This is a genomic window from Paraburkholderia sp. PGU19 (assembly GCF_013426915.1).
Taxonomy (GTDB): domain Bacteria; phylum Pseudomonadota; class Gammaproteobacteria; order Burkholderiales; family Burkholderiaceae; genus Paraburkholderia.
On the sequence record NZ_AP023179.1, the window covers coordinates 448,024 to 470,875 of the forward strand.

At 62.8% G+C, this 22,852-nt stretch carries 15 protein-coding genes; 11 read left to right on the top strand and 4 right to left on the bottom strand.

Annotated elements, in window-relative coordinates; all coding sequences use genetic code 11:
- The first annotated feature begins 176 nt into the window (after nt 1–176).
- The 5 genes from H1204_RS02000 (at nt 177) to H1204_RS02020 (ending at nt 8,279) form a co-directional block, all read left to right on the top strand.
- On the top strand, nt 177–782 hold the full coding sequence (locus H1204_RS02000) for a TetR/AcrR family transcriptional regulator (protein WP_180729599.1): 606 nt from the start codon (nt 177–179) through the stop codon (nt 780–782).
- Nucleotides 783–876: 94 nt separating this feature from the next.
- Complete coding sequence (locus tag H1204_RS02005; protein WP_180729600.1) at nt 877–2,664, top strand: acyl-CoA dehydrogenase C-terminal domain-containing protein; 1,788 nt, start codon at nt 877–879, stop codon at nt 2,662–2,664.
- A gap of 126 nt (nt 2,665–2,790) precedes the next feature.
- Nucleotides 2,791–5,226, top strand: a complete 2,436-nt coding sequence (locus H1204_RS02010; RefSeq protein ID WP_180729601.1) for a 3-hydroxyacyl-CoA dehydrogenase/enoyl-CoA hydratase family protein — start codon at nt 2,791–2,793, stop codon at nt 5,224–5,226.
- Nucleotides 5,227–5,431: 205 nt separating this feature from the next.
- Complete coding sequence (locus H1204_RS02015; protein WP_180729602.1) at nt 5,432–6,631, top strand: acetyl-CoA C-acyltransferase; 1,200 nt, start codon at nt 5,432–5,434, stop codon at nt 6,629–6,631.
- Between the two features lie 883 nt (nt 6,632–7,514).
- The gene (locus H1204_RS02020) at nt 7,515–8,279 is read left to right on the top strand and encodes an enoyl-CoA hydratase (RefSeq protein ID WP_180729603.1); all 765 of its coding nucleotides are present in this window, start codon (nt 7,515–7,517) and stop codon (nt 8,277–8,279) included.
- A 21-nt stretch (nt 8,280–8,300) separates the two neighbouring features.
- Here the strand turns inward: H1204_RS02020 and fdhD are convergent, their stop codons facing one another.
- Nucleotides 8,301–9,122 carry a formate dehydrogenase accessory sulfurtransferase FdhD gene (gene fdhD / locus H1204_RS02025; protein ID WP_079497983.1) on the bottom strand — a complete coding sequence of 274 codons (822 nt, stop codon included), beginning with the start codon at nt 9,120–9,122 and terminating at the stop codon, nt 8,301–8,303.
- Between the two features lie 116 nt (nt 9,123–9,238).
- Here fdhD and H1204_RS02030 point away from each other — a divergent pair, with 116 nt between their 5' ends.
- Complete coding sequence (locus tag H1204_RS02030; protein WP_180729604.1) at nt 9,239–9,715, top strand: nitrate reductase associated protein; 477 nt, start codon at nt 9,239–9,241, stop codon at nt 9,713–9,715.
- Nucleotides 9,716–9,922: 207 nt separating this feature from the next.
- Nucleotides 9,923–13,045: an EAL domain-containing protein gene (locus H1204_RS02035; RefSeq protein WP_180729605.1), complete on the top strand. Its 3,123-nt coding sequence runs from the start codon at nt 9,923–9,925 to the stop codon at nt 13,043–13,045.
- A gap of 73 nt (nt 13,046–13,118) precedes the next feature.
- Here the strand turns inward: H1204_RS02035 and H1204_RS02040 are convergent, their stop codons facing one another.
- Nucleotides 13,119–13,514 (bottom strand): acyl-CoA thioesterase, encoded by a 396-nt coding sequence (locus tag H1204_RS02040; RefSeq protein WP_007579793.1) that lies wholly within the window; start codon nt 13,512–13,514, stop codon nt 13,119–13,121.
- Between the two features lie 268 nt (nt 13,515–13,782).
- Here H1204_RS02040 and H1204_RS02045 point away from each other — a divergent pair, with 268 nt between their 5' ends.
- On the top strand, nt 13,783–15,666 hold the full coding sequence (locus H1204_RS02045; protein WP_180729606.1) for an ABC transporter ATP-binding protein/permease: 1,884 nt from the start codon (nt 13,783–13,785) through the stop codon (nt 15,664–15,666).
- A 287-nt stretch (nt 15,667–15,953) separates the two neighbouring features.
- Here the strand turns inward: H1204_RS02045 and murU are convergent, their stop codons facing one another.
- Complete coding sequence (gene murU / locus H1204_RS02050; RefSeq protein ID WP_180730841.1) at nt 15,954–16,643, bottom strand: N-acetylmuramate alpha-1-phosphate uridylyltransferase MurU; 690 nt, start codon at nt 16,641–16,643, stop codon at nt 15,954–15,956.
- 24 nt (nt 16,644–16,667) lie between these two features.
- On the bottom strand, nt 16,668–17,744 hold the full coding sequence (locus tag H1204_RS02055; RefSeq protein WP_180729607.1) for a phosphotransferase: 1,077 nt from the start codon (nt 17,742–17,744) through the stop codon (nt 16,668–16,670).
- Nucleotides 17,745–17,970: 226 nt separating this feature from the next.
- On the opposite strand from H1204_RS02055, the gene H1204_RS02060 reads away from it, so the two are divergent.
- From H1204_RS02060 to pdxA, 3 genes are all read left to right on the top strand, one after another.
- Complete coding sequence (locus H1204_RS02060) at nt 17,971–20,340, top strand: LPS-assembly protein LptD (RefSeq protein ID WP_180729608.1); 2,370 nt, start codon at nt 17,971–17,973, stop codon at nt 20,338–20,340.
- A gap of 115 nt (nt 20,341–20,455) precedes the next feature.
- On the top strand, nt 20,456–21,835 hold the full coding sequence (locus H1204_RS02065; RefSeq protein WP_180729609.1) for a peptidylprolyl isomerase: 1,380 nt from the start codon (nt 20,456–20,458) through the stop codon (nt 21,833–21,835).
- 13 nt (nt 21,836–21,848) lie between these two features.
- Nucleotides 21,849–22,850: a 4-hydroxythreonine-4-phosphate dehydrogenase PdxA gene (gene pdxA, locus H1204_RS02070; protein ID WP_180729610.1), complete on the top strand. Its 1,002-nt coding sequence runs from the start codon at nt 21,849–21,851 to the stop codon at nt 22,848–22,850.
- The last annotated feature ends 2 nt before the right edge of the window (nt 22,851–22,852 follow it).

Below are 22,852 nucleotides of genomic sequence, written 5' to 3' on the forward strand. Positions count from 1 at the left end.
AGATCAGTTCTGGCAAATGATTCTAAAAATTCCGCATCCTCTTATAGGCGAATGACGGAAAATCAGAACGTGTTAGAAACCCGTTTCTAATAAAGTCCTTGTCTCGCGGACGGTCACCCACAATAATGGTACGACCGTTCGATTTTTCTTTCGGTCAAATCAGACGGTACACAGCTATGCGAAAAGGCGAACAAACGCGAGCCGCGATTCTCGATGCAGCACTTGATCTGGCAAGCCGCGACGGACTGGAAGGTCTGACGATCGGTCTGCTCGCCGAGCGCATGCAGATGAGCAAGAGCGGAGTGTTCGCGCATTTCGGGTCGCGCGAAGACCTGCAGGTCGAAGTGGTGCGCGAATATCACCGTCGTTTCGAGGACGAGGTGTTTTTCCCGAGTCTGCGCGAGCCCCGAGGCTTGCCGCGCTTGCGCGCGATGATCTCGCGCTGGATCGAGAAGCGCATCCAGGAAGTGACGACTGGGTGCATCTACATCAGCGGCGCGGTCGAGTATGACGATCGCGCGGACAGCGCGGTGCGCGAGCAACTGGTCGCGAGCGTCACGATGTGGCGCGCGGCGCTTACGCGAGCCATTTCGCAGGCAATGGAAGAAGGGCATCTGCGTGTGGACACCGATCCGCAACTGATGCTTTTCGAACTGTATAGCTTCACGCTCGGCTTGCATCATGACGCACGCTTCCTGCATCTGCCCGATGCCGTGCGCCTGACGTGGGCCGCGCTGGAAAAACTGATTGTTTCGTATCAGAGCGAGAGCGCAAGCCGCTAGCGAGGCTGGTTGGGTCCTGATCGGATGGATCCAGACGGCGGGGAGACTGGCAGCGGAGCTCGAGCCAACACCTTTGGATTGATTGGAGAGACTCATGGGACAGTACGCCGCGCCGTTGCGCGACATGCAATTCGTATTGCACGAGCTGCTGAACGTCGAAGCCGAGATCAAACAGATGCCGAAGCACGCTGATCTCGATGCCGACACGATCAACCAGGTGCTCGAGGAAGCCGGCAAGTTCTGCTCGGAAGTGTTGTTCCCGCTGAACCAGAGCGGCGACCAGGAAGGCTGCAAATACGAAGGCGATGGCGTCGTCACCACGCCGAAGGGCTTTAAGGAGGCGTACCGGCAATACGTCGAGGCGGGCTGGCCCGCGCTCGGCTGCGATCCTGACTTCGGCGGCCAGGGCCTGCCCGCGTTCGTCAACAACGCGATGTACGAGATGATGAACTCGGCGAACCAGGCCTGGGCGATGTACCCCGGCCTGTCGCACGGCGCTTACGAGTGCCTGCACGCGCACGGCACGCCGGAACTGCAGCAGACATATCTGCCGAAACTGGTGTCGGGTGAATGGACGGGCACGATGTGTCTGACCGAGCCGCATTGCGGCACCGACCTCGGCATTCTGCGCACGAAGGCCGAGCCGAATAGCGACGGCTCGTACGCGATCAGCGGCACCAAAATTTTCATTTCCAGCGGCGAGCACGATCTCGCCGAGAACATCGTTCACCTCGTGCTGGCACGCCTGCCGGATGCGCCGCAAGGCACGAAGGGCATTTCGCTGTTCGTCGTGCCGAAGTTCATTCCCGACGCAAGCGGCAATCCCGGCGAGCGCAACGGCGCGAAGTGCGGCTCGATCGAACACAAGATGGGCATTCACGGCAACGCGACGTGCGTGATCAATCTCGACAGCGCGAAGGGCTGGCTGGTCGGCGAGCCGAACAAGGGCCTCAACGCGATGTTCGTGATGATGAACGCCGCGCGCCTGGGCGTCGGCATGCAGGGTCTGGGGCTGACGGAAGTCGCGTACCAGAACTCGCTCGTCTACGCGAAGGAGCGTCTGCAGATGCGCTCGCTGACGGGCCCGAAAGCGCCCGAGAAAGCCGCCGATCCGATCATCGTGCATCCCGACGTGCGCCGCATGCTGCTCACGCAGAAGGCCTACGCGGAAGGCGCGCGCGCGTTCACGTACTGGGCCGCGCTGAACATCGACAAGGAGCTGTCGCATGCCGACGAATCGGTGCGCAAAGACGCCGCCGACCTCGTCGCGCTGCTCACGCCCGTCATCAAGGCCTTCCTGACGGACAACGCGTTCGAAGGCACGAACATGGGCATGCAGATCTACGGTGGCCACGGCTTCATCACCGAGTGGGGCATGGAGCAATATGTGCGCGACGCGCGCATCAACATGATCTACGAAGGCACGAACTCGATTCAGTCGCTCGATCTGCTGGGCCGCAAGGTGCTCGGCGACATGGGCGCGAAGCTCAAGAAATTCGGCAAGCTGGTGACGGATTTCGTCGAGGAAGAGGGCATCAAGCCGGAGATGCAGGAGTTCGTCAATCCGCTCGCGGATATCGGCGACAAGGTGCAGAAGCTGACGATGGAAATCGGCATGAAGGCGATGCAGAACCCCGACGAAGTCGGTGCCGCGGCTGTGCCGTACCTGCGCACGGTCGGCCACCTGGTGTTCTCGTACTTCTGGGCCCGCATGGCGCGCATCGCGCTCGACAACGAAGCATCAGGCGATCCGTTCTACAAGTCGAAGCTCGCCACCGCGCGCTTCTACTTCGCGAAGCTCCTGCCCGAAACGGCCTCGACGATCCGCGCCGCGCGCGCCGGCTCGAAGACGTTGATGGAAATCGACGCAGCGCTGTTCTAAACGCATCGCGAGGCGGCGCACCACAGTCATGCGCCGCCGCCACACTCACACACATACGCCGCGCGCCGCTCATCGAAGCCCGCGCGCGGTGACTCGCGACACCGCATAACGCCCCGGAGGAACGACGTGAGCAATCTGATCATTCGCAAGGTCGCCGTACTTGGCGCCGGCGTGATGGGCGCGCAGATCGCTGCGCACCTGATCAACGCGAAGGTGCCTGTGCTGCTGTTCGACCTGCCAGCCAAAGAAGGCCCGAAGAACGGCATCGCGCTGAAAGCGATCGAAAACCTGAAGAAGCTGTCGCCCGCGCCGTTCGGCGTGAAGGACGACGCGCAATACATCCAGCCCGCCAACTACGACGACGACATCGAGAAGCTCGCCGAATGCGACGTGGTGATCGAGGCGATCGCCGAGCGCATGGACTGGAAGCACGACCTGTACAAGAAGGTCTCGCCGCACATCGGCCCGAACGCGATTTTCGCGAGCAACACATCGGGCCTGTCGATCACCGAGCTGTCGAACGGTTTCTCCGACGAACTGAAGGCGCGCTTTTGCGGCGTGCACTTCTTCAATCCGCCGCGCTACATGCATCTGGTCGAGCTGATCCCGACCACGGCGACGCGCCCGGAAATCCTCGATCAACTCGAAACGTTCCTGACGAGCGTGGTCGGCAAGGGCGTGGTGCGCGCCAAGGACACGCCGAACTTCATCGCGAACCGCGTCGGCATTTTCTCGATTCTCGCGGTCATCAAGGAAGCCGAGAAGTTCGGTCTGCGCTTCGATGAAGTCGACGATCTGACGGGCAGCCGCCTGGGCCGCGCGAAGTCGGCGACGTTCCGCACGGCGGACGTGGTCGGTCTCGACACGATGGCGCACGTCATCAAGACGATGCAGGACAACCTCGCCGACGACCCCTTCTTCCCGGTCTATGAAACGCCTGCCGTGCTCGCCGGACTGGTGAAGCAGGGCGCACTCGGGCAGAAGACGGGCGCGGGCTTCTACAAGAAGGAAGGCAAGGCGATCAAGGTGCTCGACCCGAAGTCGGGCGCGTATGTCGATGGCGGCGCGAAGGCGGACGAACTGGTTGGCCGCATTCTCAAGCGCCCGCCCGCCGAGCGTCTGAAGCTGCTGCGCGAATCGCAGCATCCGCAGGCGCAGTTCCTGTGGGCGATTTTCCGCGACGTGTTCCATTACATCGGCGTGCATCTGGAGTCGATCGCCGACAACGCGCGCGACGTCGATCTCGCGATCCGCTGGGGTTTCGGCTGGAACGAAGGTCCGTTCGAGGGCTGGCAGACGGCGGGCTGGAAGCAGATCGCCGAGTGGGTGCAGGAAGACATCGCGGCAGGCAAGGCGTTGTCGAATGCGCCGCTGCCCGTGTGGGTGCTGGAAGGTGCGGTCGCCGAAAAGGGCGGCGTGCATACGAACGAAGGCTCGTGGTCGCCGGCTGAAAAGCGCTTTGTGCCGCGCTCGTCGCTGTCCGTGTACGACAGGCAGGTGTTCCGCGCGCCGCTCGCGGGCGAAACAGGCGCCGATCCGAAGACGTACGGCAAGACTGTGTTCGAGACGGATGCCGTGCGCGCATGGGTCGACGATCGCGCGGGCGAGAACGACGTGTTGATCGTGTCGTTCAAGAGCAAGCTGAACACGATCGGACCGTCGGTAATCGACGGCATCACGCAGGCTATCGACGTCGCCGAGAAGGACTACAAGGCCGTCGTGATCTGGCAACCGACGTCGCTGAAACTCGGCGCGCCGGGCGGCCCGTTCTCGGCGGGCGCGAATCTCGAAGAAGCGATGCCCGCGTTCATGATGGGCGGTGCCAAGGGCATCGAGCCGTTCGTGAAGAAGTTCCAGCAGGGCATGCTGCGCGTGAAGTATTCGAACGTGCCCGTGGTCGCGGCCGTGTCGGGCATCGCGCTGGGCGGCGGATGCGAGCTGGTACTGCACAGTGCGAAGCGGGTTGCGCATGTCGAGAGCTATATCGGTCTGGTTGAAGTGGGCGTCGGTCTCGTGCCGGCGGGCGGCGGTCTGAAGGAAGCGGCATTGCGCGCGGCCGAGGCCGCGACGCAAGTGGGCGCGACCAGTGATCTGCTCAAGTTCCTGCAGAAGTCATTCGAGAACGCGGCGATGGCGAAGGTCTCGGGCTCGGCGCTCGAAGCCCGCGCGATGGGCTATCTGAAGCCGTCGGACACGATCGTATTCAACGTCTTTGAACTGCTCGACACTGCGAAGAAGGAAGCGCGCGCGCTGGCTGCTGCAGGTTACCGTCCGCCGCTGCGCGTAACGCAGGTGCCTGTTGCGGGGCGTTCGGCGATTTCGACGATCAAGGCGTCGCTGGTGAACATGCGCGATGGCCAGTTCATCAGCGAGCACGATTACCTGATCGCGAGCCGCATCGCGGAAGCTGTGTGCGGTGGAGATGTCGAAGCGGGCAGTCTCGTCGATGAAGAATGGCTGCTGGCGCTGGAGCGTCGCGCGTTTGTCGAGTTGCTCGGCACGCAGAAGACGCAGGAACGGATCATGGGCATGCTGCAGACGGGCAAGCCGGTGCGCAACTGACGATTCGCCATAGGATCAGAGTAAGCGCTGAAGCGCTAACTCTGATCGACATGGCATGGGACCAGAGTACGGCGCCAAAGCGCCAACTCTGGTCGACTCACCAAGGGATCAGAGTAAGCGCTAAAGCGCTAACTCTGTTCGACATGGCGTGGGACCAGAGTAAGGCGCTAAAGCGCCAACTCTGGTCGACAGGAGAACCTCAAAAATGACCAAGCAACTGCAGGATGCATATATCGTCGCCGCGAGCCGCACGCCGATTGGCAAGGCGCCGCGCGGAATGTTCAGGAACACGCGCCCGGACGAACTGCTGGTGCACGCGATCCGCTCGGCCGTCGCGCAGGTGCCGGGCCTCGACACGTCACTGATCGAAGACGCGATTGTCGGCTGCGCGATTCCCGAAGCCGAACAGGGTTTGAACGTGGCACGCATGGGCGCGTTGCTCGCCGGCTTGCCGAATACGGTCGGCGGCGTGACGGTGAACCGCTTCTGCGCATCGGGCGTAACGGCGCTGGCGATAGCGGCGGATCGCATTCGCGTCGGCGAATCGGACGTGCTGATCGCGGGCGGGTGCGAATCGATGAGCATGGTGCCGATGATGGGCAACAAGCCGTCGCTGTCGCCGCATATTTTCGATCGCAATGAAGATGTGGGAATTGCTTACGGGATGGGCCTGACGGCAGAGAAGGTTGCGGAGCGCTGGAAGGTGAGCCGCGAGCAGCAGGATCAGTTTTCGGTCGAATCGCATCGCAAGGCGGTTGCTGCGCAACAGGCGGGCGAGTTCGACGACGAGATCGCGGCCTACACGATCACCGAGCGTTTTCCCGATCTCGCGACGGGCGAAGTGAGGGTGAAGACGCGCGAGGTGAAGCTCGATGAAGGTCCGCGCGCGGATACGTCGATGGAAGGGCTGGCGAAGTTGCGCACGGTGTTTGCGAACAAGGGCTCGGTGACGGCGGGGAATAGTTCGCAGACGTCGGATGGGGCGGGCGCGTTGATCGTGGTGTCGGAGAAGATTCTCAAGCAGTTCAATCTGACGCCGTTGGCCAGGTTTGTCAGCTTCGCGGTGCGCGGAGTGCCTCCGGAGATCATGGGGATTGGTCCGAAGGAAGCGATTCCGGCGGCACTGAAGGCCGCGGGGCTCAAGCAGGACGATATCGACTGGATCGAGTTGAATGAGGCTTTTGCCGCGCAGTCTCTGGCGGTTATCAACGATCTTGGGCTCGATGTTTCGAAGATTAATCCGCTGGGTGGGGCTATTGCGTTGGGGCACCCGCTGGGGGCTACGGGGGCGATTCGCGCTGCTACCGTTGTTCATGGCCTACGGCGGCGGAATTTGAAGTACGGGATGGTCACTATGTGTGTGGGCACCGGGATGGGTGCGGCTGGGATTATTGAGCGGGTTTGAGTGGTGGTGGTGGGGTGCTTGCGGGCCGCTGGTTTTTTGTGGTTCGCATGTGGTTTTGCTGGCATTCGCGAAGCGGGGGTTGCTGCGCACGCTGGTGTGGTTTGCTTGTGTTTGCGCTGGCATCCGCGATTCGTTAGCGTGCTTCACGCGTCGCCCCTGTGCGGGGCGGCACCTACTTTTCTTTGCCGCCGCAAAGAAAAGTAGGCAAAAGAAAGCGGCTAACACCGCCAACATTTCTTCTTGCCTGAGGGCCCCCAAAGGGTCTTACGCTTCACACGGCAACATCCTTGTTCGCGCGTGTTGCCAACGCTTCGAATGAACGCCTCACCCGCTTCCAATACTCGTCCTCGGGCAAGCGGCAGCGAATGGATTGTGCCGCCTAGGTGGCAAACTGTGTGTAGGTTGTCGCGTCGTATAACGCGGCGCTCTTACAGGGTGGGACGCGTGCCCCTATCGGTCCGGAGTGAGGCGTGCGGAGCACCTGGGGCCTACACACAGTTTGCCACCTGGGCGGCCGTGGAATATCTGGTGCGGCATGCTGCGACGCGGGTGTGTGAAGTGGGTGATGCGCTGGATTGGAGCGTTGGCAACGAACGCGAACAGGAAAGTTGCCGTGTGAAGTGAGGGACCGGTTGGGGGCCCTCAGGCAGGAAGAAGAACTGGCGGTGTTAGCCGCATTCTTTTGCCTACTTTTCTTTGCGGCGGCAAAGAAAAGTAGGTGCCGCCCCGCACAGGGGCGACGTTTGAAGCACGCTAACGAATCGCGGACGCCAGCGAAACGGCAAGCACAGAACATCGAAGCGTGCGCAGCAAACACCGTAACGCGGATGCCAGCGCAAAGGCCAAAACGCACCGCAAAGGCAACAACATGGAGGAGTGACAAATGGACATCGAAATCACCCGCACACACGACGTGCAAACAATCGCCTTCACCCGCCCGGAAAAGAAAAACGCAATCACAGCAGCGATGTACCAAACGATGGCCGACGCGCTGGTCGAAGCGCAACAAGACCCGGCCACCCGCGCGGTGCTAATCCGCGGTAGCGCGGGAATCTTCAGCGCCGGCAACGACCTCGAAGACTTCATGAAGCAACCGCCCGTCAGCGACGACGCCCCGGTCTTCCAGTTCCTGCGGGCCATCAGCTCGGCAGAAAAACCACTAGTGGCATCAGTAGCCGGCGCAGCCGTAGGCATCGGCACAACGCTGCTGCTGCATTGCGACCTGGTCTACGCCGGCGACACAGCGACCTTCTCGCTGCCATTCGCGCAACTGGGCCTGTGCCCGGAAGCCGCATCGTCGCTGCTGCTGCAACGCGTCGCGGGCTATCAGGGCGCAGCGGAAAAGCTGATGCTCGGCGAACCGTTCGACGCCAAAGAAGCGCAACGCATGGGCTTCGTGAACCGCATCCTGCCCGCGGCCGAAGTCGACGCATTCGCGCTGCAGCAGGCGCAAAAGCTGGCCGCCTTGCCAGCATCGTCGCTCCGCGTAACCAAGCAGTTAATGAAGCGCGCCGCGCAGCACGAAATCCAGACCCAAATGACCGACGAAGCCGTGCATTTCGCCAAGATGCTGCTCGCACCCGAAGCGAAGGAAGCGTTCAAGGCATTCTTCGAGAAGCGCAAACCGGACTTCCGCCAGTTCAGCTAAACGGGAAACGAGGCGGCCGCGTCAGACAGTGTCGTAATCGACGTAGCCCGCCTCGCGACAGAAGCTCACCAACCGCACGCCCGCCTCGCGCGCAATCGTAATCGCCAGCGACGACGGCGCCGAAATCGTCGCGACCATCGGAATATCGACGCGCGCCGCCTTGCGCACCAGCTCGTAGCTCGCGCGGCTCGACAGGAAGACGAAGCCTTCCTTCGTATCGACGCGATCCAGCGACAGCCGCCCGATCAGCTTGTCGAGCGCGTTATGACGGCCCACGTCCTCGAACGCATACTGGATCGCGCCCGTCGCATCGCACCACGCGGCGGCGTGCAGGCCGCCCGTCATCTTAGTGAGCGCCTGATGCGCGGGCAGTTCCTTCGCGGCGCGCGCGATCGCATCGGGCGCCAGGCGCTGCAGAAAGCCCGTGTCGGGCACCCGCTCGGGCGCCAGATCCAGCAGATCAATGCTCTCGATCCCGCACACGCCGCAACCCGTGCGGCCCGACAGCGCGCGGCGCTTTTCCTTCAGCGCGACGAACGCCTGCTGCACGACGGTCAATTGCACTTCCGCATGCGGCAACTTGCCGTCGCGGAACTCGACCTCGATGTCCTGAATGTGCGCGCCGCGCTCGACAATCCCTTCCGAAATCGCAAAACCCACCGCGAACTCTTCGAGATCGCGCGGCGTGCACATCATCACCGCGTGCGAAATGCCGTTGAAGACGAGCGCAACGGGCCACTCCTGGCCGACATGATCGGCGACGCTCTCGACCGCGCCGCCACGGTGCCGGCGCACCGCCTGCTCGACGATGCCCGGTTGTTCGCCCGTTTCCAGTTCGTTCACCTGCTGACTCCTGCTCGAATGCTTCGACCCGTCTTAGGGCCGCCGCGCTGCCAATATGGTTCTAAAATACCTCAGACCGGCATAGCGCGTTGGCCGCCGAACAAGAGGAATCTGTCATGGGACTCAATGATGCGCCCCTGCTGTTCAACTTCGAGGTTGAATCTTCGGAGAATCTGAAATTCATTCCGATGGTCGTCCGATTCAATCTCGACCGGTTCGGGCTGCGGATTTCGCTCGAACAATGGCAGACGCTGCCGCACGAAGACCGCGTGCTGCTGGCGCGCTTTCCCGTCGAAGACGACACGGCGATCGAGCCGAACTTCGATCACGCCCTCTTCGAGATGATGCGCACGCACGCAAACATCGAGCCCGAATGGTTCACGCCGGAGGATAACCCGGCATGGCGCGACACTGCAGTCGTGCCGGATACCGTTCTGAATCAGGCGCAACTCGCGAATCTCCCCGCGCCGAGCGGGGTGCAGTGGGCGCGGCTCGACCCGTTTCAGCGCTATGTGCTCGCCAAACTGTCGCGCAAGACGGCGAGCAATCATGATTTTTCACCGGCAATGAAGGAATTTGGCCTCGCCAGCTGAATCTGGCGCAAGATTTTTTCGTTTTTGCCCTCAATCTCTTCCGATCGCTGCCGTTATCCAAAGGTTGGCGCGTAAAGCGCTGCGCCCGGCTGCGCTTCGTTCGTCCGCTTCGTTCGTCCGCGTCGTCCGTGCGTGCCGTATGTGACCGCGCATCTGACTGGCTTCCCGCGCGCCCCCGCCTGCAGGATCGAACGACGTTCGGAACCTATGATCTCTTTTCTATCGAAGCGGCTGCTGATCAATCTGGCGGTCGTCGCCGCGGCGGTCGGCGCGAACGCCTTCGTCGCGTACACGCAGATTTGCGGACAGCGCGACGCCGATGCGCGCACAGTCCGCTCGACGGCTATCCGCCAGAATCTGGAAGCCTATCGCGCGACGCTCGAAGACGGCCTCGACATGCTCGGTCGCTATGAGGCAACGGCCGCGCCCGCGACCGTCAATGCCGTGCCCGCCATGTCCGCTTCGCTCGCGAAGATCGACCGGGCGTTGCACGAGCAGCTGGCGAACCAGCCGAACGTCGCCGGCGCGCTCGCGCAGCTCACGTCCGACGGCACGCGGCTTCAGCAGGACATCGCGCTCGCGCTCGCCAAAACCACCGCACCGGAGCAGGACGGCACGCGCGCGTGGGCCGCGCAGACTTATACGCGTCTCGGGATGGAAGTCGACGGGCTCGAAGTGCGCATGGATCAGTTGCGCGCGCAGGAAGATCTGTCGCTGAAGGCGGCGCTCGACGCATCGACGCGCGATTCGCGCTACGCGATGCTGTTCCTGATCGTGACGATGCTCGCGGGCAGCGGGCTGCTCATCTACACCTTCGGCGCGCGGGAAAATGTCGCGCGCGAAAAGCTGCGCATCGCGAAGGCGCTGCATCGGCACGACGAGCGCTTTCGCGGGCTGTTCGAACAGCATCCCGTGCCGATGTACATTTTCGACCGCGATACGCTGCGCTTTCTGGCCGTCAACGCGGCGGCCGTGCAGCAATACGGGTACACGGAGAGCGAATTTCTGGCGATGACCGTGCGCGCGATCCGCCCGCACACCGAGGTCGCGCGGCTCGAATCGCACTTGCAGCGCAGCGACGTGAGGCCGGGCGGCCGGCGCACGATGGCGGGCATCTGGCATCACCGGCGCAAGGACGGCTCGCAGATCAGCGCCGACATTTCGTATCACGCGATGACCTTCATGGGCCGGCCTGCGCTGTTCGTGCTCGCCGACGACGTCACCGAGCAGATCAACGCCGAAGCCGAAGCGCAGCGTTCGAACCAGATGCTGGAAACGGTGATCGACAATATCCCGCAGCGCATTTTCTGGAAGGACAAGGAACTGCGCTATCTCGGCTGCAACATGGCATTTGCGCGCGACGCGGGCCTCGCCTACCCGGAGCAGGTGATCGGCAAGCGCGACGAGGACATGCCGTGGCGCGCATTCGCCGACGCGCTTAGCCGCCAGGATACCGAAGTGATGGCCTCTGGCGTGCCGAAGATGAACTACGAAACCGACATGGTGATCGACGGCGTGCATCGCACGACGGTGACGAGCAAGCTGCCGTTCACCGACAGCGACGGCCGCGTGATCGGCGTGCTCGGCTCGTACACCGACATCACCGAGCGCAAGCGCGCGGACCTCGCGCTGCGCCTGCAAAGCCGCGCGCTCGATGCGAGCGTCAACGCGATCCTGATTACGGCGCCTTCTAAGGAAGGCAATCTGATCGAGTACGTGAACCCGGCGTTCAAGCGCATCACGGGCTACGATCCGCAGGAAGTGATCGGCCAGGACTGCCGCCTGTTGCAGCGCGACGACCGCGATCAGGAAGGCATCGCCGCGATTCGTCAGTCGTTGTCGGCGAATCGCGAAGTGAGCGCGGTGCTACGCAATTACCGCAAGGACGGCGCGCTGTTCTGGAATCAACTGTATATCGCGCCCGTGCCCGACGCCGACGGCCAGACCACGCACCACATCGCCGTCATCAACGACGTGACGGCGCTGATCCGCTATCAGGAACAGCTCGAATATCAGGCGAACTACGACAGCCTCACGCGCCTGCCGAACCGCAATCTGCTGCGCGACCGGCTGCAGCATGCGCTGATCGTCGCGCAGCGGCATCACAAGGGCGTGGCCGTCGTGTTCATCGATCTCGACGGCTTCAAGAACGTCAACGACAGCCTCGGCCATAGCGTCGGCGACCGGCTGTTGTCGGTAGTCGCGGACCGTCTCGCGCGCTGCGCGCGGGCGAGCGACACCGTCGCGCGTCACGGCGGCGACGAGTTCGTGATCGTGATGACGGATACCGTCGACGAGCAGTCGCTGATCGCGTGGATGGAGCGCGTGCGCGCGTCGATTTCGGAGCCGGTGTGGCTCGACGGCACGGAGTTGTATGTCGGCTGCAGCATGGGCGCGAGCCTGTTCCCGCAGGACGGCGACGACGCCGAGACACTGATGAAGAAGGCCGACCTCGCGATGTACCGCGCGAAGGACATGGGCCGCAACACATTCCAGTTCTATCAGCCGGAGATGAACGTGTCGGCGGGCGCGCGGCTGAACCTGGAGCGGCGTTTGCGCCGCGCGCTGCGCGACAACGAGTTCCTGTTGCACTACCAGCCGCAGGTCGATATCGAAACGGGGCAGGTGGTCGGCATGGAAGCGCTGGTGCGCTGGAGCGATCCGGAAGTCGGTCTGATTCCGCCTTCGCAGTTCATTCCCGTCGCCGAGGAGAGTGGGCTGATCGGGCCGCTGTCGGAATGGGTGCTGCGCGAAGCGTGCCGTCAGAACAAGGCGTGGCAGGACGAAGGCTTGCCGCCCGCGCGCGTGTCGGTGAATCTGTCGGCGCGGCAGTTCCAGCAGCGCGACATCGCGAAACTCGTGATGCAGGTGCTGGAGGAAACCGGGCTCGATCCGCAGTATCTGGAGTTGGAGCTGACCGAGAGCACCATCATGCGGAACGCGGAAGAAGCCGTGTCGATGCTCAATGAACTGCACGCGCTCGGCATCGGTCTTGCAATCGACGACTTCGGAACGGGCTATTCGAGCCTCAGCTATCTGAAGCGTTTCCCAGTGGACCGGTTGAAGATCGACAGATCATTCGTGTCGGATATCGGCGAATCGTCGGACGACGAGACGATCACGTCCGCGATCATCGCGCTCGCGCACTCGCTTAATCTGCAGGTGATTGCGGAAGGCGTGGAGACGTCGACGCAACTCGACTTTCTCAAGGAGCGCGCGTGCGACGAGATGCAGGGCTATTTCTTCGCGAAGCCGCTGCCGCACGATGCGATTCCCGGCATGCTGCAGCGGGGTGCCGAGAACGCGGCGCTGATCGCGGCGAACGCCTGATCGTCAGGTTTTCACGGGCGGATTGAAGGCCGCGCGCCGCGTGGGCGCGGCACGCCTGCTTCAGTCCGGCAACTCAGTCCAGTTCAGGCAGCGCGCGCGGGCGGCGGTCGCTGTCCGTCGCGACATAGGTGAGGGTCGCTTCCGTCACCTTCACGGTTTCTTCCGAGAGGCTCATGCGCTGCGCGTAGACCTCGACGGCAACCGTCACCGACGTGTTGCCCGTCTTCACGATATCCGCGTAAAAGCTCAGCAGATCGCCGACGAACACCGGCTGCTTGAACACGAACGAATTGACGGCGATAGTCGCAACGCGGCCGTTCGCGCGGCGGCTTGCGGGAATCGATCCGGCGATATCGACTTGCGCCATGATCCAGCCGCCGAACACATCGCCATGGACGTTCGCGTCCGACGGTTGCGGGACGACGCGCAGCGCGCATGGTTTCTGTGGGAGGTTGAGAGTCTGGGTCATCGGGGCATCCGTGAATTCAGTTGAGCCGACAGGGATGGCGCTCGCGACGACGGCATGACCGGGAAGACCAGTGTCAGCGCGGCGAAAGCGGCGCCAGCCGGCTTCTGCGACAATGTTGCTAGATCAGGAATTGTACGGGAAAGCGCACGCTGGAACTTATTGGCAGCGTGCCGCGTTCGGAACGCCGTTTTGTTCGTCGAACGCACTTGCCTGTCACATTCCCCACGAGTCACGCGTCAAGCGTGCTGGCTTTCCCCACAATAGAACCATGCGTCGCTCTTCCGCTTCGTCCGAACCGTCGCCGATTTCGAATCTGCCGCGCAACGACTGGCAAACCATCGTCTCGCTGTTGCCGTACCTCGCGACCTACAAGTGGCGCGTGGTGTTCGCGCTCAGCTGCCTGATCGGCGCGAAGGTAGCCAATCTGGGCGTGCCGATCGTGATGAAGCGCATCGTCGACAGTCTGGCTTCCGTGCAGCACCTGACGGCGCTCGGCCGCGCGACGAACGCACCGGGTATTGTGCTGCTCGGCGGCGTGGGGCTGCTGGTGGTCGCGTATGCCGTCGTGCGTCTGTCCACTTCGCTCTTCACCGAGTTGCGCGAAATTCTGTTCTCGAAGGTGACGGAAAGCGCGGTGCGGCAACTGGCGCTGAAAGTGTTCCGGCATCTGCATGCGCTGTCGCTGCGTTTTCATCTGGAGCGGCAGACGGGTGGCATGTCGCGGGATATCGAGCGCGGCACGCGCGGCATCACGCAACTGATCTCGTACTCGCTCTATAGCATTCTGCCGACGCTCGTCGAAGTCGGACTCGTGCTCGGCTTCTTCGTCGTCAAATACGAGGCGTATTACGCGATCGTCACGTTCATCGCACTGGCCGCGTACATCACGTTCACGGTGAAGGTAACCGAGTGGCGCACGCATTTTCGCCGCACGATGAACGAACTCGATTCAAAGGCGAACTCGCGCGCCATCGATTCCCTGCTGAACTACGAGACGGTCAAGTACTTCAACAATGAAGAGTGGGAAGCGCGGCGTTACGACGAGAACCTGAAGCGCTATCGCGCGGCGGCGATCAAGTCGCAGAACTCGCTGTCGGCGCTGAACTTCGGGCAACAGGCGATCATCGGCACTGGGCTCGTGTTCATCCTGTGGCGCGCGACGCAGGGCGTGATGGCGGGGCGGCTGACGCTCGGCGATCTCGTGCTGATCAACACGTTCATGTTGCAGCTGTATATTCCGCTGAATTTTCTCGGTGTCGTGTATCGCGAGTTGAAGCAGAGCCTCACCGATATGGACCGCATGTTCACGCTGCTTGGGGCGGCGCGCGAAGTGCCTGATGCACCCGATGCGTTACCGCTTGTCGTGAGCGGCGCGCAGGTGAGCTTCGAGCATGTGAACTTCGCGTACGAGCCGGCACGTCCGATTCTGCATGACGTGAGCTTCACGATTGCTGCCGGTACGACGACGGCTGTGGTTGGCCATAGCGGCTCGGGCAAATCGACGCTCGCGCGGCTGCTGTTTCGCTTCTACGATCTGGATCGTGCGACGGGCGGCGCGATTCGCATCGACGGGCAGGATATTCGCGATGTGACGCAGGATTCGCTGCGGGCGTCGATCGGTATCGTGCCGCAGGATACGGTGTTGTTCAACGACACGATCTATTACAACATCGCGTATGGCCGGCCTTCGGCGACGCGCGACGAGGTGATTGCGGCGGCGCGCGCGGCGCATATTCATGAGTTTATCGAGAGCTTGCCCAAGGGGTATGACACGCCCGTCGGCGAACGTGGGTTGAAGCTTTCTGGTGGTGAGAAGCAGCGCGTTGCGATTGCGCGGACCGTGCTGAAGAATCCGCCTGTGCTGCTGTTCGATGAAGCGACTTCGGCGCTTGATTCGCGGTCGGAGCGGGCTATCCAGCATGAGTTGGATTTGATTGCTCGCGAGCGGACGACTTTGATTATTGCGCATCGGCTATCCACGGTTGTGCACGCGGAGCAGATTATCGTGATGGATAAGGGGCGCATCGTCGAGCGCGGGACTTTTGGCGAGCTTCTTCTCGTTGGTGGGTTGTTTGCGCAGATGTGGGCCTTGCAGCAGGAGCGTGCTGCGCACGCGGAAGAGGTTTTGGATTTGCCTGGGGATGGGGGGTGAGTTTTTTTTGTCTGCGACGCTGGGTGGTTTTTGGGCCTTTGCTCCGGCATTCGCGATGCGGTGGTTGCTGCGTACGCTGGTGTGGTTTGCTAGTGTTTTCGCTGGCATCCGCGATTCGTTAGCCTTGCTTCAAGCGTCGCCCCGCACAGGGGCGATGCTTGAAGCACGCTAACGAATCGCGGATGCAAGCGCAAAGGCAAAAACATCAAACCGCTTGCGCAGCAAACACAGCCACCCGGATGCCAGCGCAAAGCCCCAAAACCACCCAGCGTCGCAGACAAAAAAACCTAAACCCTCAGCACCTTATCGAGCGCCTCAAGCTGCGCGGGAGTCCCAACGTTCTCCCACAACCCAGTATAAAGCGCCCCCGTAGCGCGCCCCTGCGCAATAGCCTCACGATAAAAAGGCGTAAGCGCCCTCCGCGTCCCCGGCGCGAGATCCCGAAACATCCGCGTGTCGTAAAGCCCGATGCTTCCAAACGTATACCGCGGCGCGCCCTCAAGCGCCAACACTCCATCGCCGCCGAGCACGAAATCACCGGCAGGATGAAACGAAGGATTCGGCACCATCACAAGATGCATCCCCGGCAAATCCGCAGCAGCAAGACGCGCACCCGCCGCGCGCAGCGTCGAATAATCAAAATCCGCGTACACGTCACCCGCAACAGCCACGAACACCTCAGGCGCGCCTGAGTCCTCCAGCAACGGCAACGCCTTGGCAATCCCACCCGCCGTTTCGAGCGCTTCATGCTCGGCGGAATAACGCAACTCGACACCAAACCGCGAACCATCGCCCAACGCATCCTCGATCTGCGCGCCGAGCCAGGCATGATTCACGACAATCGTCGTAAAACCGGCGTCTGCCAGGCGCTCGATCTGCCATTCGATCAGCGCCTTGCCGCCCACTTTCAACAACGGCTTCGGACACGTGTCCGTCAACGGCCGCATCCGGTCGCCGCGCCCGGCGGCGAAGATCATTGCTTTGTTCAAGTTCTTCACCCGTCAGAACGTGTAGCCGACGTCGACGGCGCGGCCTTCGAGCTCATCGAGCAGCCTCGCGAACGGCACGAGCGGCCGGTAACGCTCGCACACCTTGCGTGCATAGCCGATGAAACGCGGCAGATCCGCCATGTAATGCGGCTTGCTATCGCGATAGTTGATCCGGCAGAACAGGCCGAGCACCTTGATATGCCGCTGCAGGCCCATCCATTCGAGCTGTCGGTAAAACTCGCCGAAGTCGGCATCGACGGGCAGCCCCTCATTTTTCGCGCGCTCCCAGTAGTACACGAAGCAGTCCAGCTCGAACTCTTCGTCCCAACCGATGAACGCATCGCGCAGCAGCGACGCAACGTCATACGTGATCGGACCGTACACGGCGTCCTGAAAGTCCAGCACGCCGGGATTCGGGCTGGCGATCATCAGATTGCGCGGCATGAAATCGCGCAGCATGAAGACCTGCGGCTGCGCCCGCGCGCTCGCGATCAGCAGCGCGAAGGTGCGATCGAGCACGCCGCGCGTGTTCTCATCCACCTCCTGCCCGAGATGCCGGCCGATGAACCATTCCGGCATCAGCTCCATCTCGCGGCGCAGGAAGGCTTCGTCGAACGGCGGCAGCACGTCTTCGCGCGAGACGAGCTGCCAGCGGATCAGCGCATCGAGTGCGTCGCGCATCAGTTTTTTGGCTTCGGCGGGACTGCTCTGCTTCAGCGTCGACAGGTACGACTGCGTGCCGAGATCGGTGACGAGCATGAAGCCCGCATCGAGATCGACTTCCAGCACGCGCGGCACGTGGACGCCCGCGTCGGCCAGCAAACCCGCAACCTGCACGAATTCGCGGCATTTTTCGGGCGGCGGCGCATCGACGGCGATCACCGTCGCGCCGCCGGCGACAAGCTCCGCGCCGCTGCCCGCGAGGCGGAAGTAGCGGCGAAAGCTCGCATCGGCGGAAGCGGGCTTCAGCGTGTCGAGGTCAAGACCGTAGCGGCCGGCGTGGGTTTGCAGCCAGGCGCCGAGAAGCTCGAGCCGGGCGTCCGCCGCCGAAGAAGCGGATGTAAGGGAAGATACAGGGGGAAGCGTCATGAAATGCAGGTGACAAAATCGGGGTGGGCAACGTCTTGCCATATAATACCCCACGACTTTTTTGACGCGACTCGCGTCAGTTCTCGCGCATCTCGTTGGATCGCCCGCCTTACCGCTGCATGAATCGTCAATAGTTGTGCATTCGATGCCCGATTGCACAGGCGGCAACTCGTGACTGATGACCGGGCACATGAACTGACAGCAGGGCCGATACGCCAAACGATACATGCCGCCTAGACAGTTTTTCCGAACCACTTCCTCCTCTGACGCCATGCCGCGCAGAAGGCGGCTCGCAGCGGCGCTGGTCGCCGTGCCGGGTCTGCTGCCCGCGCTCTCGCATGCGCAGCTGGCGGGAGAGGCGGCGCAGGCGCAGCCGATAGACGCGCCGTGGGGCCTGCGGCTGGCTCCACAACTCGAAGAACATTCGACACCCGAGGGCCAGAGTCCCGCCACCTTCGTGCTGGGCGACTCGACGACGGGCACGGCCGACCAGGACATCGCGGCCAAGGGTGCAGCGGAAGTTCGCCGCACCAACTCGGCGCTGAAAGCCGACGCGCTTCATTACGATCAGGATACGGACATGGCCGATGCTTACGGCAATGTCCATCTGTCGGGCAACGGGGCCACGTTCTCGGGCCCGGAAGCGCACATGAAGATCGAGTCGAACGAAGGCTTCATGACCACGCCCAAATATCACTTCACGGTGACGGGCGGTTCGGGCAGTGCCGAGCGCGTCGATCTGCTCGACAACGAGCGCTCGGTGTTCACGCGCGGCACCTACACGGCATGCCAGTGCGCGGAAGACCCCGCGTGGTACATCAAGGGCAGCGAGTTCGATTTCGATACGGGCGCGGATGACGGCGTCGCGCACAACGGCGTGCTGTTCTTCCAGGGCGTTCCTGTATTCGCGAGCCCGTGGCTGTCGTTCCCGCTGTCGGGCGCGCGGCGCAGCGGCCTGTTGCCGCCGACGGCATCGCTCAGTTCGACCAATGGTTTCGAGCTGTCGCTGCCGTACTACTTCAACATTGCGCCCAACCGCGATCTGACGGTGACGCCACGCATCCTGTCGAAGCGCGGCGTGCAGTTGCAGGCGAACTTCCGCTATCTGTCGCCTACGTATAGCGGCTCGATCACGGGCGAGTATCTGCCCGACGACAAGATCACCCACACGAACCGATACGCGCTGTATATCCAGCATAGCCAGAACTTCGGGTCGGGCTTCGGCGGGTACATCTACTACAACAAGGTCTCGGACAACACCTATCCGGAAGATCTGTCGTCGTCGACGAATCAGTTTCTGAACGGCACGCAGCTGCTGTACCAGCAGGAAGCGGGCCTCACGTATAACAACGGGCCGTGGTCCGTGCTCGCGCGCGAGCAGCATTGGCAGACGCTTTCGCCGTCCACCGCGCCGTACGGCCGCGAGCCGCAGTTGAACGTGAAGTACGCGAAGTACAACGTCGGCGGCTTCGACTTCGGCGCGGAAGCGGACTACACGCGCTTTCGCATCACGACGGCGGACGCGACGGAAGGCGATCGTGTCGTCTTCAATCCGTATCTGTCGTACTCCGTCGTCGGTCCGGGTTACTTCGTCACGCCGAAGGTGCAATGGCACTTCGCGTCGTATGACTTGAGCAACATCGGCACGGGCTCGCCCGCGAACCAGCCGAAGAACTTCACGGAGTCGATACCGACGTTCTCGTTCGATACCGGCCTGATCTTCGACCGCTCGGTGCGCCTGTTCGGGCAGGATTACATCCAGACGCTGGAACCGCGTCTGTACTACGTGTACACACCGTATCGCAACCAGAGCTTCGCGCCGCTGTTCGATACGGCTGAGTCGGATTTCGGCCTCGCGGAAATCTTCACGCCGAATACGTTCGTCGGTAACGACCGTATCGCGGATGCGAACCGTCTGACGGCCGCCATCACCACGCGTTTCCTGAACCCGGCGACGGGCGACGAGCGCGCGCGCTTCGTGATCGCGCAGCAGTACTATTTCCGCGATCAGCGCGTCACGCTGGACCAGACTCAGCAGGCGTCGGAGCAGGCCACCCACTCGGACCTGATACTCGGCGCGTCGCTGAAGCTCGGAGCCGGTTTCGCCTCGGAAACGGCGTTCCAATATAATGCGGACAACAATCAGCTGGTCAAGACCAGCGTCGGCTTCGGGTACAGCCCCGCAGCAGGCAAGGTCATCAACGTTGGCTATCGTTACACGCGCGCCAACACGACGCTGGACAACCAGCCGATCAACCAGTTGCTGATCTCGGGCCAGTGGCCGTTGATGCACCGTGTGTTCGGCGTAGGACGTATCAACTACGACCTGAAAGGACACCGCGCCGTCGACGCGCTGCTCGGCGTGCAATACGACGCGGATTGCTGGACGCTCGGCGTCGGCTTCCAGCGCTACGCAAACGGGGTGAACACAACGGGCAGCCAGACGTCCGGCACGCGGGTGCTCGCACAGCTGACGTTCAAGGGGCTGTCGAGCGTCGATAACGGGCTGATGTCCGCGTTCCGCGCAAGTGTGGCGGGCTATCAGCCGCCACCGCCGCCGCCGCCGCCCGAATCGCAGTTCAACAACTACCAATGACGGGGTCGCGAATGACGGGGTCACCTATGAGCGAGTCGCGAGTGACAGATCGATGCCGCGTCGTTCGCAGAACAGACAAGACGGGCCGAGCGTGCCCGACATCACTGGAGTATCTGTGGCAATCATGAAAAAGCTTCGCCTGGCAACGTTCGCGACCGGCTTCGCTGCGGCCGCTTCCATTCTGCTGGCAGCGCCTGCGCACGCGCAGGCGCTGAGCGGCGACAGCAATGCTCAAACGGTCGATACGATCGCGGCTGTCGTCAATAACGGCGTTATCACGCAGCGCGAGCTGGACATGCGCGTCGGCCTGATCACGAAGCGGCTGAACCAGCAGCACGCGCCGATTCCGCCTGCGGATCAGTTGCGCCAGCAGGTGCTCAACCAGATGGTGCTGGAGCGCATCCAGCTGCAGAAGGCGCGCGAAGACGGCATCACCGTCGACGACGCGCAGGTGCAGCGCACGCTCGAACGTCTCGCGCAGGCCAACAACATGCCGCTCGAAATGTACCGCGCGCGTATCGAGGCGCAAGGCGTGCCCTGGTCGACCTTCATGGGCGACGCGAAGACGGAGCTGATCCTGTCGCGTCTGCGCGAGAAGGAAGTCGACAGCAAGGTCACCGTGTCGGACGCGGAAGTGGCGAACTACATCGCGAGCCAGCGTGGGCCGACGGCCGGCCTCACCAGCGATCTGCGCCTGGAGCATATCCTCGTGAAGGCGCCGCTCAACGCGTCGCAGACGGACATCGAAGCGGCACAGGCGAAGGCGAATGGGCTGCTGCAGGACGCAATGAAGGGCGACAACTTCGAGAAGCTCGCGAAGGCCAATTCGCAGGCGGCGGATGCATCGAAGGGTGGTGACCTGGGCTTTCAGTCACCGTCCAAACTGCCGGCTGAATTCGTGACGGCAGCTTCGACGCTGCGTCCGGGCCAGGTCAATCCGTCCGTGATCCGCACCAACGACGGCTTCGAAATCGTGCGCCTCGTCGATCGCCGCTCGGGCCAGGGCTCGACTTCCGCCGATTCGACCAAGCTCGTGCAGACGCACGTGCGGCACATCCTGCTGCGCGTCGGCGACGGCATGTCGGAGCCGCAGGCGCGTCAGAAGCTGCTCGAAATCCGCCAGGAAATCGAAACGGGTCAGGGCGATTTCGACAAGTTTGCGCGCACCTATTCGCAGGATGGCTCGGCGTCGCAAGGCGGCGATCTCGGCTGGATCAGCCCGGGCGAGACGGTGCCCGAGTTCGAACGCGCGATGAACGCGCTGCAGGACAACCAGATCAGCCAGCCCGTGCGAAGCGAATACGGCTATCACCTGATCCAGGTGCTCGGCCGGCGCGAAGCGGAAGGCTCGGTCTCGCAGCAGATGGACCTCGCGCGCCAGGCTATCGGCCAGCGCAAAGCGGAACAGGCGTATGCCGACTGGCTGCGTGAGCTGCGCGACACCGCATATGTCGATTACAAGGCAAACCCGATCACGGGTACATCAGCGCAATAACTCTGGAATCGTCATGACCGCTGCCCAGCCCTCGAACGCACCGCTGAACATCGCGATCACCACGGGCGAGCCGGCTGGCGTCGGTCCTGAACTGACGGCACAGGCGCTCGCCGCGGCGGGCGCGCACTGGCCCGACGCGCACTTCACGGTGCTCGGCGACAGCGGTTTGATGACCGAACGGGCGAAAGCCGTCGGGATCGACTGGGCGGCGCAGCAGGGACGCCACATCGCCACGCAGCATCACGCGCTCGCCGCGCCCGCGCAGGCCGGCAAGCTCGACGCGAAGAACGGGCCGTACGTGCTGGGCCTGCTCGATGCCGCGATCGATGGCGCGCTCGCGGGCACGTTCGACGCGATCGTCACCGCGCCGCTGCAAAAGAGCACGATCAACGATGCGGGCGTGCCGTTCACCGGTCATACCGAATATCTGGCGGAGCGCACCAACACGCCGCGCGTCGTGATGATGCTGGCGGGCACGGGCGCACGGCCGCTGCGCGTCGCGCTCGCGACGACGCATCTGCCGTTGAAGGATGTATCGGCGGCGTTGACGGTCGAGGGTCTCGTCGACACGCTGCGCATCATCGACCATGACCTGCGGCACCATTTCGGCCTGCCCGCGCCGCGTATTCTCGTCACGGGCCTGAATCCGCACGCGGGAGAAAACGGCTATCTCGGCCGCGAGGAAATCGACGTGATCTCGCCGGCGTTGCAACAGGCGAACGGGCAGGGCATCGACGCGCGCGGCCCGTATCCCGCCGACACGCTGTTCCAGCCGCGTTATCTGAACGAAGCCGATTGCGTGCTGGCGATGTTTCACGATCAGGGCCTGCCCGTCCTGAAATACGCGACTTTCGGCGAAGGCATCAACGTGACGTTGGGCTTGCCGATCATCCGCACGTCTGTCGATCACGGCACGGCGCTCGATCTCGCCGGCACCGGCCGCGCCGATGCGGGCAGCCTGATCGCCGCGATCGACACCGCAGTTTCCATGGCGCGCAACCGTCGCGCCGCATGATT

What these genes read in the sequence shown, in the direction of transcription:
- H1204_RS02000 (WP_180729599.1), top strand. Translation starts at nt 177, where the DNA reads ATGCGAAAAGGCGAACAAACGCGAGCCGCGATTCTCGATGCAGCACTT.
- H1204_RS02005 (WP_180729600.1), top strand. Translation starts at nt 877, where the DNA reads ATGGGACAGTACGCCGCGCCGTTGCGCGACATGCAATTCGTATTGCAC.
- H1204_RS02015 (WP_180729602.1), top strand. Translation starts at nt 5,432, where the DNA reads ATGACCAAGCAACTGCAGGATGCATATATCGTCGCCGCGAGCCGCACG.
- H1204_RS02020 (WP_180729603.1), top strand. Translation starts at nt 7,515, where the DNA reads ATGGACATCGAAATCACCCGCACACACGACGTGCAAACAATCGCCTTC.
- H1204_RS02030 (WP_180729604.1), top strand. Translation starts at nt 9,239, where the DNA reads ATGGGACTCAATGATGCGCCCCTGCTGTTCAACTTCGAGGTTGAATCT.
- H1204_RS02035 (WP_180729605.1), top strand. Translation starts at nt 9,923, where the DNA reads ATGATCTCTTTTCTATCGAAGCGGCTGCTGATCAATCTGGCGGTCGTC.
- H1204_RS02040 (WP_007579793.1), bottom strand. Translation starts at nt 13,514, where the DNA reads ATGACCCAGACTCTCAACCTCCCACAGAAACCATGCGCGCTGCGCGTC.
- H1204_RS02045 (WP_180729606.1), top strand. Translation starts at nt 13,783, where the DNA reads ATGCGTCGCTCTTCCGCTTCGTCCGAACCGTCGCCGATTTCGAATCTG.
- murU (WP_180730841.1), bottom strand. Translation starts at nt 16,643, where the DNA reads ATGATCTTCGCCGCCGGGCGCGGCGACCGGATGCGGCCGTTGACGGAC.
- H1204_RS02055 (WP_180729607.1), bottom strand. Translation starts at nt 17,744, where the DNA reads ATGACGCTTCCCCCTGTATCTTCCCTTACATCCGCTTCTTCGGCGGCG.
- H1204_RS02060 (WP_180729608.1), top strand. Translation starts at nt 17,971, where the DNA reads ATGCCGCCTAGACAGTTTTTCCGAACCACTTCCTCCTCTGACGCCATG.
- pdxA (WP_180729610.1), top strand. Translation starts at nt 21,849, where the DNA reads ATGACCGCTGCCCAGCCCTCGAACGCACCGCTGAACATCGCGATCACC.